General features: G+C 53.8%; 13 protein-coding genes. 6 read left to right on the forward strand and 7 right to left on the reverse strand.

The window, feature by feature from the left end:
- Window positions 1-11 precede the first annotated feature (11 nt).
- Window positions 12-875, forward strand: coding sequence for an archaetidylserine decarboxylase (gene asd, locus Q0824_RS05915; protein ID WP_298448402.1), 864 nt, complete (start codon window positions 12-14; stop codon window positions 873-875).
- On the opposite strand, the gene epmA is transcribed toward asd, so the two are convergent.
- Entirely contained in the window at window positions 861-1829 is a 969-nt protein-coding gene (gene epmA, locus Q0824_RS05920; protein WP_298448405.1) for an EF-P lysine aminoacylase EpmA, read from the reverse strand. The two genes, asd and epmA, sit on opposite strands and share 15 nt — an antisense overlap.
- 7 nt (window positions 1830-1836) lie before the next feature.
- On the reverse strand, window positions 1837-2409 hold the full coding sequence (gene efp / locus Q0824_RS05925) for an elongation factor P (protein ID WP_298448409.1): 573 nt from the start codon (window positions 2407-2409) through the stop codon (window positions 1837-1839).
- 45 nt (window positions 2410-2454) lie between these two features.
- Between efp and epmB the strand changes: the two genes are divergently transcribed.
- From epmB to Q0824_RS05940, 3 genes are all read left to right on the forward strand, one after another.
- A complete protein-coding gene (gene epmB / locus Q0824_RS05930) occupies window positions 2455-3504 on the forward strand; it encodes an EF-P beta-lysylation protein EpmB (protein WP_298448412.1) in 1050 nt (349 codons plus the stop codon).
- Between the two features lie 225 nt (window positions 3505-3729).
- Window positions 3730-5538, forward strand: a complete 1809-nt coding sequence (locus Q0824_RS05935) for a GTPase (protein ID WP_298448415.1) — start codon at window positions 3730-3732, stop codon at window positions 5536-5538.
- Between the two features lie 198 nt (window positions 5539-5736).
- Window positions 5737-7821, forward strand: coding sequence for an EAL domain-containing protein (locus Q0824_RS05940; RefSeq protein ID WP_298448418.1), 2085 nt, complete (start codon window positions 5737-5739; stop codon window positions 7819-7821).
- A 17-nt stretch (window positions 7822-7838) separates the two neighbouring features.
- On the opposite strand, the gene serB is transcribed toward Q0824_RS05940, so the two are convergent.
- Both serB and parC read right to left on the reverse strand, forming a co-directional pair.
- Window positions 7839-9071: a phosphoserine phosphatase SerB gene (gene serB, locus Q0824_RS05945; protein ID WP_298448421.1), complete on the reverse strand. Its 1233-nt coding sequence runs from the start codon at window positions 9069-9071 to the stop codon at window positions 7839-7841.
- A complete protein-coding gene (gene parC, locus Q0824_RS05950; protein WP_298448424.1) occupies window positions 9068-11389 on the reverse strand; it encodes a DNA topoisomerase IV subunit A in 2322 nt (773 codons plus the stop codon). Before parC ends, serB begins: the two co-directional genes overlap by 4 nt.
- Before the next feature lie 281 nt (window positions 11390-11670).
- Between parC and Q0824_RS05955 the strand changes: the two genes are divergently transcribed.
- A complete protein-coding gene (locus tag Q0824_RS05955) occupies window positions 11671-11934 on the forward strand; it encodes a hypothetical protein (RefSeq protein ID WP_298448427.1) in 264 nt (87 codons plus the stop codon).
- 397 nt (window positions 11935-12331) lie between these two features.
- Here Q0824_RS05955 and Q0824_RS05960 read toward each other — a convergent pair whose 3' ends face one another.
- Together Q0824_RS05960 and Q0824_RS05965 are read right to left on the reverse strand one after the other, a co-directional pair.
- The gene (locus Q0824_RS05960) at window positions 12332-12913 is read right to left on the reverse strand and encodes a YceI family protein (RefSeq protein WP_298448429.1); all 582 of its coding nucleotides are present in this window, start codon (window positions 12911-12913) and stop codon (window positions 12332-12334) included.
- Window positions 12914-12968: 55 nt separating this feature from the next.
- Window positions 12969-13529: a cytochrome b gene (locus Q0824_RS05965; protein ID WP_298448431.1), complete on the reverse strand. Its 561-nt coding sequence runs from the start codon at window positions 13527-13529 to the stop codon at window positions 12969-12971.
- Between the two features lie 514 nt (window positions 13530-14043).
- On the opposite strand from Q0824_RS05965, the gene Q0824_RS05970 reads away from it, so the two are divergent.
- Window positions 14044-15354 carry an EAL domain-containing protein gene (locus Q0824_RS05970; protein ID WP_298448434.1) on the forward strand — a complete coding sequence of 437 codons (1311 nt, stop codon included), beginning with the start codon at window positions 14044-14046 and terminating at the stop codon, window positions 15352-15354.
- A 3-nt stretch (window positions 15355-15357) separates the two neighbouring features.
- Here the strand turns inward: Q0824_RS05970 and Q0824_RS05975 are convergent, their stop codons facing one another.
- On the reverse strand, window positions 15358-17136 hold the full coding sequence (locus Q0824_RS05975; RefSeq protein ID WP_298448437.1) for an SLC13 family permease: 1779 nt from the start codon (window positions 17134-17136) through the stop codon (window positions 15358-15360).
- Between the last annotated feature and the right edge of the window lies 1 nt (window position 17137).

A 17137-nucleotide genomic window follows, 5' to 3' on the forward strand; every position in this document is an offset into this window, starting at 1 on the left:
ATCTCATTTAAATGTTCGACAAGCTGTTTATTCTGAGTCAATACGTCACTCCGCAGCTTGCGGTTTCCCGCGCTGCAGGCCGTTTGGCGGATTATGATCGCTCCCCTGCGCTCAAAAACCGGGTCATCAAATGGTTTGTGAAGCGCTATGGCGTAGATATGAGCGAAGCCGCGGAGCAGGATCCAACGGCTTACTCGAGTTTTAACGCTTTTTTTACCCGCGCACTCAAGCCGGGCCTGCGCCCTGTCGCCGAGGGCGAAGGTACGTTTGTCAGCCCGGTTGATGGCGCTATCAGCCAGATTGGCCAGGTAGCTGGAGACCGGGTTTTTCAGGCGAAGGGCCAGTCTTTCAGCCTGTTAGAACTGCTAGGCGGCGACGCTCAGCGCGCCGAACCTTTCCATGGAGGCGAGTTTTCTACGATTTATCTTTCGCCCAAGGATTATCACCGTATTCACATGCCGATGGCGGGTAAGCTTCGGGAGATGATTTATGTTCCTGGCAAGCTGTTTTCAGTAAACCCGGCTACTGCGGAGAATGTGCCTAATCTGTTTGCGCGGAATGAGCGGGTAGTCTGCATGTTTGATACAGCGGCCGGGCCAATGGCGCTGGTGCTTGTGGGCGCGATGATTGTGGGTAGTGTGGAGACGCCCTGGGCGGGCGTTGTGGCGCCCAATAGCAGTGGCGTTAAGGCGGTTACCTATGAGGGCGAGAGTGCTGTTTCGTTTGCCAAAGGCGAGGAGATGGGGCGCTTCCGCTTGGGCTCTACGGTGGTGATGATTATGCCTAAGGGCAGTGTTAGCTGGAATGCGGATCAGGTGGCGGAGAAAGTGGTTCGCATGGGTGAGGCATTTGGGGAGCTCTCAAGCTCTCTCTAGCGGGAATGCTAATACGTCTGCTATGTTGCGAGTCCCCACTTTCAACATCAGCAGGCGGTCAAGCCCCAGGGCCACGCCGGCGCAGTCTGGCAAACCGTGCTCTATGGCCGCCAGAAAGGCCTCATCAACCTCCATTTCGGGTTTTCCGTCAGCCACTCGCAAGCGGTTATCTGCCCCAAAGCGCGCGCGTTGTTCGTCTGGGTGGGTGAGTTCCCAGTAGCCGTTGCATAACTCGATGCCATCAATATAGAGCTCAAAGCGGTGAGCTACGTCGAAGCCCTCTACGTTGGAGATTCTGGCCAGGGAGGCTTGTGAAGACGGGTACTGGTTGATGAATAGGGGAGCGTCTTTACCCAAATTGGGTTCGACGGCGAAGCTCATCAGCAGGTCCAGGCAGCCGTCGCGGCTGAGGTCTTCCAGCTGTTCTGGCTCTAGCCACTCACGGCAACGCTGGTGCAGGTCGTTTTTTGAGACCACAAAGGGGTCGATGCCGGCCCAGGTGATCATTGCTTCGCGGTAGCTTATTACCTGTGGCCTGGGGCATTGAAGCCAACCGCATACAAGGTCGGCAACTTCTTCCATCAGGGCTTTGTCGTCAAAACCTGTGCGATACCATTCCAACATCGAGAATTCAGGGTTATGGCGGCTGCCACGCTCGCCGTTCCGGAAGACTTTTGATATCTGGTAGATGGAGTCGGAACCTGCGGCCAGCAGGCGTTTCATGTGGTATTCCGGGGAGGTTTGCAACCAGCCGCCTTTAATACCCTGAGCATCTACCTGCGCAAATATGCCGTCAAGGTTGGGTTCGGTTACGCCGCAGCGGCCCAGTATCGGGGTTTCGACCTCCAATACATCGCGCTGGGCAAAAAAGCCGCGCACGAAGGCTGATTGCTGTGCGCGGCTTTTCAAGGCTGCCCGGGAGGCCGTGGGCTGCCAATCAGGCTGACTTTTCATGTAGGCTTCAGCTTTTTACCCGGTTCATGTACTCACCGGAACGGGTGTCGACTTTCAGCACTTCGCCGATGGTGATGAACAGGGGCACGCTGACAACGGCGCCTGTCGACAAGGTTGCGGGCTTTGAACCACCCTGCGCTGTATCACCTTTCATGCCTGGGTCGGTTTCAACCACTTCCAGCTCAACAAAGTTTGGCGGAGTGACTGTCAGCGGTGCACCGTTATAAAGCGTAACTGTGTATACGTCTTGCTCTTTGAGCCACTTGATAGTGTCGCCCACCGCTTTTGCGTCTGCAGCGTATTGCTCAAAAGAGCCATCGGTAAGCATGAAGTGCCAGAACTCTCCATCGGTATAGAGATATTCCATATCGTGATCCATCACGTCGGCCCCTTCGAGGCTTTCGCCAGACTTGAAGGTGCGATCCCACACGCGGTTAGTCATCAGGTTGCGTAGCTTGACCCGGTTAAACGCCTGCCCCTTACCGGGTTTTACAATTTCGTTCTCTACGATTATGCAGGGGTCGCCATCAAGTAATACTTTAAGACCGCCGCGAAATTCGTTGGTAGAATATGAAGCCATGAAATGTCCACCTGCCAAAATGCTGTTTAATTTTCAAAGGCCTCTATGATACAGCGAACCCCTACCTCTATAGAAGCCCGGCTTTCAGGCGATGACAATCGGAGCTGGCAACAGCTGCTTTCTGAATCAATCACTTCACCCCATGAGTTGCTGTCGCGCCTGGACCTACCCGCTGATCAATGGCTTGCTGGCGCTGAGGCCGGGCACCAGCTGTTTCAGCTCAGGGTGCCCGAGCCCTTCCTGAATCGAATGGAGAAAGGTAATCCGGCCGACCCGCTGCTGCGGCAAATACTGCCACTCCATGCTGAGGCACGTGCAGCGCAAGGTTTCGTTACCGACCCACTGCAGGAAGACGGAGCCATCCAGACCACAGGTCTCATTCGCAAGTACCGCAGCCGGGCGCTTTTGATGGTTACGGGCCAGTGCGCCATTAACTGTCGTTACTGTTTTCGCAGGCACTTTCCTTACAACGAACAACGCCTGAGCCCTTCCGACCGGCAACAGGTGCTTGATACGCTCGCCGCAAGTCCGGAAATCAACGAAATAATTTTCAGCGGCGGCGATCCTCTCGCGGTTAATGATCAATTATTGTCTCAGTGGACTTCTGCCCTCAGCAGCATTCCACACATTCGCCGTATTCGCATACATACGCGCCTTCCTGTTGTCATACCTCAGCGTGTATGTGATGCGCTGCTTAAGTGGATCAGCAACACGCCTGTGCAGGTGGTGATGGTTTTGCACATCAATCACCCCGCAGAAATCGATCACCCAACACGACGCGCTATGGGGTACCTTCGCGCAGCCGGCGTAACTCTGCTCAACCAGAGCGTTATTCTCAGAGGGGTCAACGATGACGCAGGGGTGCTGGAGAACCTGAGCGAAGCTCTATTTGACGCTGGCATTATGCCTTACTACCTTCATGCCTTTGATCCGGTCGCTGGCGCACAGCATTTTGACGTTACGGATGAAGAGGCCCGACTACTAGTTAAGGATTTACTCTCCAGACTACCCGGCTTCCTGGTACCAAGACTGGTTCGCGAAATTCCGGGAAAGCCAGCAAAAACACCCATTGACCTCTTTGTCGATGGCCGTTGAGGCCACAAATCTGAACGGGCCTGAATAAAGATGTCAAATATTGTCAACATGTGATTTTCTAGCTTTCTTACACTAGTTTGCTATTTTAAAGTCCAGTACTGTCTAAATTGTAGAAATATGTATTTACGGCGTTTTCCTGACCAACCGACATATTACAGCAGTCGTTGCTGCGCGGGTTGAGCGGGGCCGTATTACCAAACCTGGTCCTGATATTGGCGCATATTCATGGAAGGCACGATCCTCAAACCCGATCTCCGTGTTCCCGAACAGAAAACGGCAAGCCTGTCGTTCTGCGATACAACGCCCAAGGCTTTCAAGGGCTGGATTCGCCAGCTCCCTATGGCCAACATTGGCGAAGTATCGCGCCAGCTCTATCACGCGATTATCGAGCTCAACCACCTGTTTCTTGCGCCCCAGCAACGCCTTCAGTTTCTTGAGTTGATTCGCGACAAGATTCACTTCGTGTGCGATGAGTTATCACGCCATTATTTGGGACTCGCGATCGCCCTGCCTGAGAAACAACGTAAAATTGCCAATCTGTCTCAGGCACTTCAACTGCATCTCGCCAGTGGTTACAAGCTTTGCCTTCTGGAAGCGCTTGACGACGGCGGGCTGGATAAAAACCGCAAGCTGATCGCAACTGCCATTCATCGAGCTACCTCTGAGCTTGCTTCGACCGTTCTACGCTCGCACCAGCTCTATTGCCCCAGCCCCGCACAAAGTTGGCTTGAGTGCCACCGCATGTTCCGGTTTGCTCATCGTAATAAGCTTGCCGACATAGCGGTAGAAGACAGCACTCTCAAACAAAGACAGGCCAGCACGGTCGCAGACAGTTACAAACGCTTGCTGCTCCTCGGTTGTGCCAGGCCAAACCAGCTCAGGCAGTCAGAACTGCTCCAAGCGTACGACCTGTTTGAAGGCTGGACAGAGCACTCCCAGTGTGGAACCAACATCGACGAAGACAGTCTTTTTGTTGTGAACCTGGAGCGGGACAACTCGCCGGTCTACAGAAGCCTGCTGGAGCATAAGCCTGGCGACGAAAGCTTCGCCTTTGACACCAGACAGCTTGCCACCATGATTTCCGAGAGCCTTGATGCAAGGCTCCGCCAGCAGCCTGCCCCGGATGCGCTAAAGATTCCGGGCAACGTGAGCGACACACTGCTCACTCACCTGAGCCAGGCTCTGGGCATTTTGGCCAAGAGGAATTTCAACCGGATTGCCAGCCAGGGAACGCTTGAGATTTGCGTGGGGCTGACTGCTGCCCACTATTTCATTGCAGGCGAAAAGTCGTTTACAGAGTTCGTGTCCGGCAATGACAACGGCCCGGAGGATGAGGAGAACGTTTTTATTCGCTCATCCCGCAAGCGCGCAGATGCCTGGGGCAGCGCTCACGATGTGGCACCGAGCGATGATCGCCTGCACACAGCAGATTCACCAATAAACTTTCGCGGCAGCTTTGGAAATACTCCCACAACCACAACCGATAAAAACCGGCCGAAGTCACACTCCACGTTGCTGGTAAATACCAGTCCCGGCGGCTATTGCGTTTCATGGGAGGCCAGCGTTCCGCCCTCCATGCAGGCCGGAGAGGTTCTTGGTGTTCGGGAGCAGCGCTCACACCCCTGGAGCATTGCGGTGGTCCGCTGGATTCGGCAAGTCAAGAATCAGGGCACTCAAATTGGTATCGAACTGCTTGCACCCAGCGGTTCGCCCTGCGGTGTCCGCCTTCTTCAGAAGGTCGGGAACAGCAGCGAGTATCTGCGCGGGCTTCTGCTCCCGGAGATAAGTGTGGTCAACCAGGCCGCTACGCTGATTACACCCAGACTGCCTTTTCAGCCGGGAAGCCGAGTCTCCATGCTGCACGATGGCCGGGAAGACCAGGGGCAGTTAATTAAAAAAGTATCATCGACCGGTAGCATCAGCCAGTTTGAACTTAAACTGCAGAAAAACACCGTCGCATCCGCACCTGCCAACACTTCATCGCCGGCAGTAGCCAGTGAAGACGATTTTGATTCTCTGTGGCCATCTCTGTAATCTTTTCCGGCGGGTTGCCCAGCAATCCGCCGACCACTTGTTATTACGCCACAACCCCTGCATCATTCAGCGATAGCTATAGTGATAGTCCGGTCTCGCAGCACCAGTTCACAGTTTCCAACGAGATACTGTATCCAGGGTAGATTACTCCTCTGCCGTGGCCGGCCCCGCCAACCTGTATGACGAGACGCCTAAGGAATGCAGAAACAGAACCCGACCGTACACCTCCTGATTCTCGACCCTTCTCAGAATGATGCGGAATCTGTGATTAGTCTGCTGAGAAACGCAGGCAAAGCCACAAGAGCACATCGCATTACGTCCGAAGAGGATCTGGAAGAAGCCCTCAAAAGCGGCAACTGGGATCTGCTATTAGCCCGGGATCTGGAGCAGGAATTCACAGCAGACGATACTTTGGCCATGATAAAACGCATGGACAAAGACATCCCCTGCCTGGTTCTGACTACAGAGGAAAACCGTGAAAGAACCGTTGCTGTCATGAAGGCCGGCGCTCAGGGAACTGTGCAGTTTGAGCACAGCGATCTTCTGGTGCTCACGGTCAAGCGCGAACTGAGGGCCCTTGAAGACCGCCGCCGTCGCCGGGCGTTAGAGTCTCACTTGCGCGAAGCGGAGCAGCGGTGCCAACTCCTTCTGGAAAGCTCTAAAGACGCTATCGCCTATATTAATGACGGCATGCATATTTATGCCAACCAGTCCTATCTGGAATTTCTCGGCTACGACGATATTGATGATTTGATGTGCACCCCGGTTCTGGACACTCTGACGTCCGAGAGCCAGGCAGACTACAGGTCGTTCATGAAGTCGTTTACCGAGAACAGCGAAGATAGCATGACGCTTAACTGCACAACCAGGCGCAGCGATGACCACGAACTGAATGTAACCATGTCAGTGTCTGCGGCAACCTACGACGGTGAAACCTGTACCCAGATTGTTCTTCAGCCCGAGCACAGCGATGCGGAACTGGAAGAGAAACTAAGAGAGATCAGCAGCCAGGACCTTCTTACCGGCCTGTTTAATCGCCAATACCTGATGAAAGAACTCGAGCAGGCGATTGCCAAAGCTGGCAAGGACAATGAAACCGGCGCGCTGGCCTACATCGCTCTCGACAATTTTATGTCCATGAAAAGCGACGTGGGCATCTCCGGCGCTGATCTACTGCTAGGGGATCTGGCCAGCCTTCTGAAAGAGCAGGCTGGAGACGACTTCATGCTGGCACGCCTGAGCGATGACGCGTTTGGCCTACTGAGTCTTCCCTGCGATGAGAAATCGATGATCGCCAGGTGTGAACAAGTCCGCAAAGCTGTGGATGAGCACCTGTTCGATATAAACGGACGTACCGTTCCACTGAGTGTCAGCATTGGCATTGCATCCATCACCGAAAATTCACCTAAAACGGAAGAGCTTCTGGCGCGGGCCCATGTTGCGTCTTCAGAAGTGCGCAAGCAGGAAGGCCGCTCTCAAGGCAATGGCATCGGGGTTTACAATCCAATAGATCACGAATCACTGGATGACAGCAACTCCATTGACGCCATCCTGAAGGCGCTGGACGAAGACCGGTTCAAGCTCCTGTTCCAGCCAATTATAAACCTTCGCGGTGAAGGCGAAGAGCATTACGAAGCCTTCGTTCGAATGCTCGACAAGGATGAGAAAGAAGTCTCACCCTACGATTTCCTACCCCCTATGGGGCCAAGCGATACCGCCATCAAAATTGACCGATGGGTTATCCTGCAGTCCGTAAAGCAGTTGGCCAGCCATCGTGCCAAAGGCAAGGATACCCGCATGTTCCTTAACGTGACGGCTGAGACAATACAAGACAAAACGTTCACACCCTGGCTGAGCGTAGCACTGAAAGCAGCACGCCTGCCTGGCGATGCACTGATTTTTCAGATCCGCGAGGGCGATGCGAACAACTATACAAGACAGGCCAAGGAACTAACCAAAGCCTTGCACGAGCTTCACTGCAAGCTCTCCATTGCCCAGTTCGGCTGCGCACTGGATCCGTTCCTGACGCTGAAGCACATAAATGCGGATTATGTGAAAATAGACGGTTCGTTTACGGAAGAACTGCAGAAGAGTGACAAAGCCAAGGAGCACATGAAGGAACTGGTAAAGAGCCTGCAAAGCGCCGGCAAACTCACCATTATCCCTCTGGTAGAGAATGCCAGCATTCTTGCCACCCTATGGCAGGCTGGCGTGAACTACATTCAGGGCTACTACCTGCAAGCCCCTGCCGCCGAGATGAATTACGACTTCGGCGATCACTGAGCCTGAAGAGCGCCGGCTCACAAACCGGCGTTCTTCAACCCATGGTTGGTTTCACTTTCACGAAAACCAATCAGATAGAGAATAGCGTCCAGACCAAGCGTTGAAATAGCATGCCGGGCAGACTCCTTAACCAGGGGTTTTGCCCGGAAGGCAACGCCCAGGCCAGCCTGGCTCAACATAGGAAGATCGTTGGCACCATCCCCCACAGCAATAACCTGCTCCCGGGAGATATGTTCTTTACCCGCAATTTCCAGTAAAAGCTCTGCTTTACGCTTGCCATCAACAATCTGGCCGGAAACCTCACCGGTTACCTTGCCATCCCGGATCTCCAGTTCATTGGCATAGATATAATCAATGCCCAACTTGCCCTGCAGGTGCTTGGCAAAATAGGTAAAGCCACCGGAGAGAATTGCGGTGCGGTAGCCCAAGGCTTTCAGGCTCCGGATCAGATGCTCAGCACCTTCCGTCATCTTCAACCGGCTGGCCACCCGCTCCAACACAGATTCATCCAGACCTTTAAGCAGTGCAAGGCGCTCTGCAAAGCTCTGGCTGAAATCCAGCTCTCCCTGCATTGCACGCTCGGTGATCTCTGCGACCTGCTCACCCACACCTGCCTCAAGAGCCAACTCATCGATCACTTCGGCTTCAATCAGGGTGGAGTCCATATCGAACACGACCAAGCGGCGATTGCGGCGGAAGATAGAGTCTTCCTGGAATGCGATATCCACATTCATCTCGCCCGCTATGTGAAGGAAATCTGCTCTTAGCTGCTCAAGATCGGATGGCGTGCCTCGCACCGAAAACTCTACACAAGCAATTCCGTCTTTGGACGAGTTCAGTGAAGGCCGGGCCGACAGCCTGGAAATATTATCAATGTTCAGTCCGTGCCGGGCAGTAATGGCCGAAACTCTGGCAATCTGTTCCGCCTTGATGTCTCGGGAAAGCAGCGTAACGATATAACAGGCTCGATTACGACCCTCAGCCCAGTTCTGGTATTCCTCGATGGTGATCGGAGCAAACCTCACCTGAAGATCCAAGGCATGAAAGCGGAACAGAAGATCACGGATCACCGGCGAGGATTTCGACTCGTCCGGAATCTCGATGAGAATGCCCCAGGTAAGGTGGTCGTGGATTACCGCCTGGCCTATGTCGAGAATCCGAACGTCATACCGCCCCATAATTCCGGTAATTTCCGACGTAAGACCTGGCTTGTCGCGCCCGGATACGTTAATCAGAACGAGCTCACTCACGGTTGGAGATCTCCATTTTCAGAACTCTCCAATTTGGAGTTTTCTTCTTCCTTTGCCCGGGCGGCAGAAGGGATCACATCAATGGCATCAACACGCTGCAAACCACGGGGCAACTTATGCCCGCGCCGGCCACGCTCGCCAATATAGTGTTCAAGATCGGCAAATTGGAGCCCCATCTTGCGTTTGCCAGCACGAATTTCCAACTGATCATCCTCTGCGAACACTGCAACAGCCACCACATATTCTTCGCGGCTCTGCACCCGTGCAGAAGGGATGCTGATAATCTTGTTACCCTTACCCTTGCTCAGCTCTGGTAGCTCACTGAGTGGGAACACAAGCATTCTGCCTTCATTGGAGATTGCCCCGAGATAGAGCATTTTGTCGGTAGCCGGGATGACGACCGGCGACATGATTTTGGCGCCTTTTGGTACGCTGACTACTGCCTTGCCGTTCCGGTTCTTGCTGATCATATCGTTCAGCGACGTCACAAAGCCGTAGCCACCATCGGTTACCAGCAGTGCCTTGCGGGCCGGGTCACCCATCAAGAGACCTGAAAAGCTGGCCCCCGATGGTGGGTTGATCCTGCCCGTAAGTGGCTCACCCTGCCCTCGCGCCGATGGCAGGCTATGAGCCATCAATGAGTAAGCCCGGCCAGTAGAGTCGATAAAAATAGTCTGTTGGTTATTACGCCCTCGGGCCGCCAGAGCGAAGCCATCTCCGGATTTGTAGTTCAGCCCGTCCGGGTCTATGTCATGGCCTTTGGCCGCTCGCACCCAGCCCTTATCCGACAGCACAACGGTAACCGGATCGTTGGATACCAGGTCATTCTCACTGAACGCCTTCGCTTCTTCACGCTCAACAATGGGCGAACGGCGATCGTCGCCATATTCTTCAGCATCGGCCAGCAGCTCACTTTTGATCAGATCACTCAAGCGAGTTTCAGAACCCAGAATGGACTGGAGTTCATCCCGCTCCGCGGCCAGCTCATCCTGCTCACCACGGATTTTCATTTCCTCAAGCTTCGCCAGGTGCCGCAACTTCAGCTCAAGGATGGATTCAGCCTGTTCCGGAGACAGCCCGAACCGCTCCATAAACACGAGCTTGGGTTTATCTTCCGTACGGATAATGTGAATGACTTCATCGATATTCAGGTAGGCAATCAACAGGCCTTCAAGAATGTGCAAGCGCGCCAGAACCTTATCCAGCCGGTGCTGCAATCGGCGTGTCACAGTGGTACGCCGGAACGCCAGCCACTCCGTAAGCATCTGGTGCAGACCTTTCACTCCCGGGCGGCCATCGTTACCGATCACGTTGATGTTCACGCGATAGGTCTTTTCAAGGTCCGTGCTGGCAAACAGGTGCGCCATGAGCCCGTCGAGATCCACTCGGTTCGAGCGCGGTACAATCACCAGCCGGGTCGGGTTCTCATGATCTGACTCGTCACGGAGATCCGCTACCATTGGCAGTTTTTTAGTTTGCATTTGATGAGCAATCTGCTCAAGAACACGGTTCCCGGAAACCTGATGCGGCAAATCAGTTACCACAATCTCACCGGTCTCCCGCACCCAACGGGCACGCATGCGCAAAGAGCCACGGCCAGTTTCGTACATCTGGAGCAGATCTTTTCGAGGTGTGATGATTTCCGCGTTAGTAGGGAAATCCGGCCCCTTAACATGCTCACACAGTTGGTCAACCGTTGCCTCAGGCTCGTCCAGCAGCCGGATACAGGCTGCGGTGACTTCCCTTACGTTATGGGGCGGTATGTCGGTGGCCATGCCCACAGCGATGCCGGTAGTGCCGTTAAGCAGCACGTGGGGCAGCCTTGCAGGCAGCACTGAGGGCTCATCCATGGTGCCATCAAAGTTTGGCACCCAGTCTACGGTTCCGTGCCCGAGCTCTGTCAGCAGCAGGTCAGAAAAGCGCGCCAGCCGAGATTCTGTATAACGCATGGCCGCAAATGATTTGGGATCATCTGGCGCACCCCAGTTACCCTGACCGTCCACGAGAGGATAGCGATAGGAGAAGGGCTGAGCCATGAGCACCATGGCCTCATAACAGGCGCTATCTCCGTGGGGGTGAAACTTACCAAGAACATCACCCACGGTACGGGCCGACTTCTTGTATTTGGACGTAGATTTAAGACCCAGCTCTGACATGGCGTAAATAATGCGCCGCTGAACCGGCTTCAGCCCATCACCCACATTGGGAAGTGCGCGGTCAAGAATGACGTACATGGAGTAGTCGAGATAGGCTTTTTCCGTGTAATCCCGGAGTGATACCCGCTCAAAGCCTTCATCCGTGGTCTGAAACTCTGGCATGGATGCCTCTTTTGTTGCCTGTATTGCCTGATTTGAAATACGTTCGTGATGCTACCCTGTGCGCCCTGATTAATCACGGGGCCGGTGCAGTGGAACATTATATGGAGCGCAGAGCTGATACACCAACAACCTGCGGATATATCAGCCAGAACAGCTCATTCACGCCTGATCTGCGCCCTTCCAATAGCGGAATTCCCGCATGGAGAGTCTGTAAGGTGCACCGTATGCTCCTAATCGATGATGAATAGAAGACCGTTTTCCCTTCAATCAAGCGGAACACTATGAAACCCAATCTTAAAGCCTGCGGGCAAGCGCTGACTACGGCGATAGTGAATGCGGCACTGGCCGTCGCTCTGATGCTTCTTGTAGAGTTTGCAATCAGTGGCAGTTTTCAGGCCCCCGCGCCCTACCTTTGGGCTGGCTTACTTATCGGGCTTGTTATTTTCGCCGCTCAGTTCTGGCGTCAGCGTCACCTTTGCCGCTCCTGCAAAACCGACCAGGACTCACCTGCAACGCCCCATTCGAGCCTGCATTCTGACGCGTAGCGTCCCGAAAAAATGACCTGCCTCATTGTACTTTTGATTTAATACCTGACACCTGGCTCAGCGCTGCTATGACTTGAGTAAATCCCAGCAAACACACGAGCTTACCATGGCCACAAGCAAACGTTTCGGGCTGCGTTCAAGAATTGGCAGCAATCTGCTCGCAAAGTCATAAAGCTGGCGGAGGAAGACCAATCCGAAGAAGCCATGACCAGAATTACTGACACGAATACCAGCGTTGCCTCAGCAACCGAAGAGCAAACCCAAGTGGTTGGCAAGATCAAAAGATATTGACGGCATCAGCCAATCACTTGACGGGTACGCACGCGAACTGGAGAAGCAAACAGGCAGATTCCGGGTGTAAGCCCGGAACCTGCCCAGGTAGGGGTAAAAAGACTACTTACTGGCGAACGCCTTCAATAGAGATTGTAATTTCCACCGTCTCGGAGGCTTTGCCAAGGCTTGCGGGGATACCGAAGTCTTCAAGTCGCAGCTCTGTCTCTGCCTCAAAGCCCATACGGTAACCGCCCCAAGGGTCTTTTCCGTGGCCCAACATTTCCGCTTCCAAGGTCACCTCGCGGGTTACGCCGTGCAGCGTAAAATCACCCACAATATCCGCCTCGCCATCTTCATCAACATTCACTCGCTTACTCTTGAAGCTCGCTTCCGGAAACTTACTCACGTCCAGGAAGTCTTTGCTGCGCAAGTGCTTGTCACGCTCGGCATGGTTGGAGTCCAGGCTGGCCGTATCGATGGTTACATTCACCGTGCTGTTTTCGGGGTTTTCTGCATCGTAAACGAACTGACCATCAAAATCGTTGAAGCGGCCATAGAGCCAGCTATAACCCAGATGGGAGATTTTGAACGTGATGAACTGATGGGCACCTTCTTTGTCAAAAGCATAGGTTCCACTAGCTTCATTCGCTTGAACACTTCCCACCAGGGCGATGGAAACGGCAGATGCGAGCAGTAACTTCCTCATAAAACTCTCCTTTAAGTAAAAAGAAATGCGCCAACTCAGCGCAGCATCGAAAAATTCAATCATTCCGTCGCGCCGGAACCAACATACGACGCAAGGTTTCGTCACGGTCGATGAAGTGGTGCTTCAGGGCACCTGCAGCGTGCAGTGCGGCCAAGCCAACCAACGCCCAGGTGCTCCAGTAATGCACCAACCCGGCGATATCCTCCAACCCTTTAATCTGACCAGTCACCGATGGCACTTCAAACCAGCCAAATACGCTTATGGATGAACCGTCGGCGGTTGAAATCAAATACCCGCTCACCATGGCGACAAAAATCAGAACATACAACAAGCCGTGAGCTGCGCGGGCACTTAATACCTCCCAGCGTTTGTGCGCCGCAATCGAATCCGGTGATGGGGACATCAACCGCCAAAGCAATCGGAACACCACCAGTGCAAATAATAAAACACCGACACTGCGGTGAATGTCTGGACCGCGCCGGTACCACTCGTCGTAGTACGACAGATCAACCATCCAGAAGCCCAAAGCAAATAAACCCAACACCGCTAAAGCAACAACCCAGTGGGCAACAATAGCCAGCCAACCATAACCGGCGGTGGTGTTTCCTATCTGCATAGCAATCACGGCCTCCCTAACTACGCTTAAACTTGAGGATAGAAGTATAGGAAGCCGCATCCTCAAAGGAAATCGGAATGTTTTGCGCCCCATCATCAGAAATTTTGATCAAGCCAAGGTCGACTCAAAAAAGGTCTTGACTTTTGTCGCATACGGATTGTACGCATTGCCGAATTATGGGTGTTGAGTACACTCACTCCATACTTTAAACACCCCTCAGGGGGATTACATTAAACATAGAGAGCACGACATGGAACTCGAATTCGACGAATCCGTTGTAATCCCGAGCAACAACTGATTATTCGGCGGCTCTTGTTTTAAAGGGCCGCCAAAATCACCTGCAACAACGAAAGACTCCACAAAGCTTACAACCTATTTCAGATTTATTCATGAAACGGTGGTAATGCTATCCATTTTTTGGCAACCTCCTCCAACTATCAGTTTACTCTGGCTTTTTCTGTTCATAGCCAACACTGGTCAGTGATCGTTCAAGTGCGTTTTACAGCAGCACTTGATGCATTCGTTCAATGATTCGAAAGACACTATGCAGCCAGCAGCCATCCCGGAAACGTTGACGGACCCCGAGGTTGATCTGATATCGCAGATGCTCCAAAGAGACGGCGACTCTTGGACCGCGCGCTTCCAGGGCCTTACCTTGAAAACGGCCCTTCAGCCGATTTACAGCATTTCGCATAAACGAACCATTGGCTACGAGGCGCTGATACGGGCACAAGACCCGGACCTTTCAAACGTTCTGCCTATACATCTATTCGAATTACCTTCTTCCGATGCGGAAAACCTGCTGCTTGACCGGCTCTGCCGATACCTGCACATACAAAATTACAGCGGCATCGAAGACCAACTCAACTGGCTATTTCTCAACGTTTCCCCCCGGGTTGTTACCAGCGGCAGCCAAACAGATTCATTTTTCGGCAACCTTCTGGCGAAGACGAAGCTGCCACCCCACCGGATCGTAATCGAGATTGTTGAACAGCCAACCGACGACGCTGACCGTCTGCGCGAAACCGTCGCCTATTACCGAAAGCTTGGCTGCCTTACAGCCATTGACGACTTCGGGGCTGGACACTCAAACTTTGAACGCATCTGGAATTTGTCACCCGACATAGTGAAGCTGGACCGTAAACTGCTAACCCGGGCCACTGAAGATCATAAGGCGCGACAGATTCTGAACGGCATTGTTTCATTGCTGCATCAATCAGGATGTTTGGTCTTACTGGAAGGTGTTGAAACTAACGATCAGGCGATGATTGCCATCGATGCCGGCGTGGACTTTGTTCAAGGATTTTACTTCTGCCGGCCCAGTATGGATCTGACCAGCCTCTCAAATGCACCTACTGATTTCGAGCAGTTGCTGCAAGACTATAAAGCGAGACATCAAATCACCCAGGACCCGACCCGCTATTTGGCGGATTTCTTCTGGAACGATTTTCAGAATGCCACTAAATTGCTGCAGGCTGACACCCCCATGGCCCCGGCGTGCAACGATCTGTTGAATCACGGCCCTGTATCGCGCTGTTACCTTGCGGATGACCAAGGGGTTCAGTTAGAAGACACTCTGATATCTGACACCGGAACCCGGGGGCTGGACCCGCGCTTCAAGCCTTTGGAAAGTACCAGCAAGGCAGATTGGTACCGGCAGCAGTATCTCCGGCAGGCGCTGGCTCAGCCTGGCAAGCTTCACGTTACCGCCCCCTACCTGTGTGTAACGGGCGCTTATATGTGCGTAACACTGTCCTTGTGTTTCACCCACCGCAACAAACAGCGAGTGCTTTGCTGCGACATTCTGGCAAACGCACCTCTGTAGCGACTACCAACCCGGGCTGATTCCATACACCATCGCAATCACCGCCACCGATACCAGGCCAATAAACACATTCATTGGCAAACCGACACGAACAAAGTCGCCGAAACGATAGCCCCCCGGGCCGAACACCATCATATTGGTTTGATACCCCAACGGCGTAGCGAAACTGGCCGACGCTGCCATCATTACCGCAATCACAAAAGGCTCAGCCGGAACCCCCATGGTGCTGGTCATTGAAAGTACTACCGGAATGACCAATACAGCTGCCGCGTTATTAGTGATCACCTCTGTAAGCACGGATACGGAACAATAGACGAGGAACAGAGCCAACAGAACATGCCCTTTGCTCAGGCCAAGAATAGCCCCTGCAACGAAAGTGGCCGCCCCTGTCTCCTGCAATGCGGCACCCAACGCAAAGGAAGCCCCGATAGTAAGCACTACCGGAACGTCCACTGACTTCTGTGCCTGCCCTACAGAGCAACAGCCGCTCATAATCATCAGCGCAGCTCCCAGCAAAGCAGCATTCAGCATGCTGAGAACGCCACAGGCCGCCAACCCCACCAGCACAACCAGAATACCCCAGGACAGCCAGGCACGGTTGTGCCTGGGCGCCTCAGTTTCCAGATCATTAATAAGCAGAAAATCCTTGTTATAACGCTGACGACTTACAAACGCCGGCCGAGCCTCCAGCAACAGCACGTCGCCGGGCCGGAGCCGAATATTGCCAAGGTTGCCTGCAACGCGTGCCCCACCTCGAGCGACCGCCAGAACAACCGCCCCGTAACGCTCCCGGAACCGCGCATCCCGGATGGTCAATCCCAGCACCTCTGACTGGGGAGACAAAGCCGCCTCCATTAAGCAGCGCTCAGCACGATGCTGACTCAGGCTGGGTTCATCAGCGTGTTCCGAAGGTACAATCCCGTTAATTCGAAGCAGATCGGAGATTGCCTGGGTATCCCCTGCAAACACGAGGCGGTCACCTCCGCACAGGCGCTCCTCAGAAGGCACCGCCGTCACCACGCTGCCAACACGCTCTATCTCAACCAAGTAGAGCCGCTCAAGCTCTCTCAGGCCCGCTTCACCAACAGTTTTGCCCACCAATGGTCCATCAATGGCTACTGCCACTTCCAGAGTAAACTCTCTCATGGAGCCAAATTTATGCCGGTCTTCCCGATTTGGAAGTGCCCGCGGCATGAACAGCAAGATTGCGGCGATTCCCAGAACCGCCACAGGCAAGCCAACCGCGGTGATAGAGAAAATGGACAGCCCGGCGTCGCCGGTGAGCTGTTCGTATTGGCCGTTAACAACCAGGTTGGTGCTGGTGCCAATCATGGTCAGCGTGCCACCAAGGATGGCGGAGTAGCTGAGCGGAATCATCAGTTTGGATGGCGCGATACCAATCTTCCGGGACCAGGCATGAACCGCCGGTATCATGGTGGCCACAACGGGGGTGTTGTTGAGGAAGCCGCTCAACAGTGCAACTGGCAGCGTGATGCGCGCTTGCGCTGAGCGAGCAGTTTTGGGGTTTCGGAGCAGGTGCCTGACCAGCAAATCAACCCCGCCAGAATGATGAATGCCTGCGGCCACTACAAATAGAGCTACGACAGTAATCAGACCCGTATTACTAAACCCCGAAAGGGCTTGGCCAGCCGAAATAATGCCACTGGCACTGAGCACAATGAGCACAACCATCAGCACCAAATGCGGCGCGTAGCGTCCTGAGCTCATAAGTACAAGCGCGGCGCCGGCCATGCCGAGCGCGAACCATCCCTGCCAGTCCATT

This window comes from uncultured Marinobacter sp. (assembly GCF_947488835.1).
In the GTDB taxonomy this organism is placed as follows: Bacteria; Pseudomonadota; Gammaproteobacteria; order Pseudomonadales; family Oleiphilaceae; genus Marinobacter.

What these genes read in the sequence shown, in the direction of transcription:
- Q0824_RS05940 (WP_298448418.1), top strand. Translation starts at nt 5,737, where the DNA reads ATGCAGAAACAGAACCCGACCGTACACCTCCTGATTCTCGACCCTTCT.
- Q0824_RS05970 (WP_298448434.1), top strand. Translation starts at nt 14,044, where the DNA reads ATGCATTCGTTCAATGATTCGAAAGACACTATGCAGCCAGCAGCCATC.
- epmA (WP_298448405.1), bottom strand. Translation starts at nt 1,829, where the DNA reads ATGAAAAGTCAGCCTGATTGGCAGCCCACGGCCTCCCGGGCAGCCTTG.
- parC (WP_298448424.1), bottom strand. Translation starts at nt 11,389, where the DNA reads ATGCCAGAGTTTCAGACCACGGATGAAGGCTTTGAGCGGGTATCACTC.
- asd (WP_298448402.1), top strand. Translation starts at nt 12, where the DNA reads ATGTTCGACAAGCTGTTTATTCTGAGTCAATACGTCACTCCGCAGCTT.
- Q0824_RS05935 (WP_298448415.1), top strand. Translation starts at nt 3,730, where the DNA reads ATGGAAGGCACGATCCTCAAACCCGATCTCCGTGTTCCCGAACAGAAA.
- epmB (WP_298448412.1), top strand. Translation starts at nt 2,455, where the DNA reads ATGATACAGCGAACCCCTACCTCTATAGAAGCCCGGCTTTCAGGCGAT.
- Q0824_RS05960 (WP_298448429.1), bottom strand. Translation starts at nt 12,913, where the DNA reads ATGAGGAAGTTACTGCTCGCATCTGCCGTTTCCATCGCCCTGGTGGGA.
- Q0824_RS05955 (WP_298448427.1), top strand. Translation starts at nt 11,671, where the DNA reads ATGAAACCCAATCTTAAAGCCTGCGGGCAAGCGCTGACTACGGCGATA.
- Q0824_RS05975 (WP_298448437.1), bottom strand. Translation starts at nt 17,136, where the DNA reads ATGGACTGGCAGGGATGGTTCGCGCTCGGCATGGCCGGCGCCGCGCTT.
- efp (WP_298448409.1), bottom strand. Translation starts at nt 2,409, where the DNA reads ATGGCTTCATATTCTACCAACGAATTTCGCGGCGGTCTTAAAGTATTA.
- Q0824_RS05965 (WP_298448431.1), bottom strand. Translation starts at nt 13,529, where the DNA reads ATGCAGATAGGAAACACCACCGCCGGTTATGGTTGGCTGGCTATTGTT.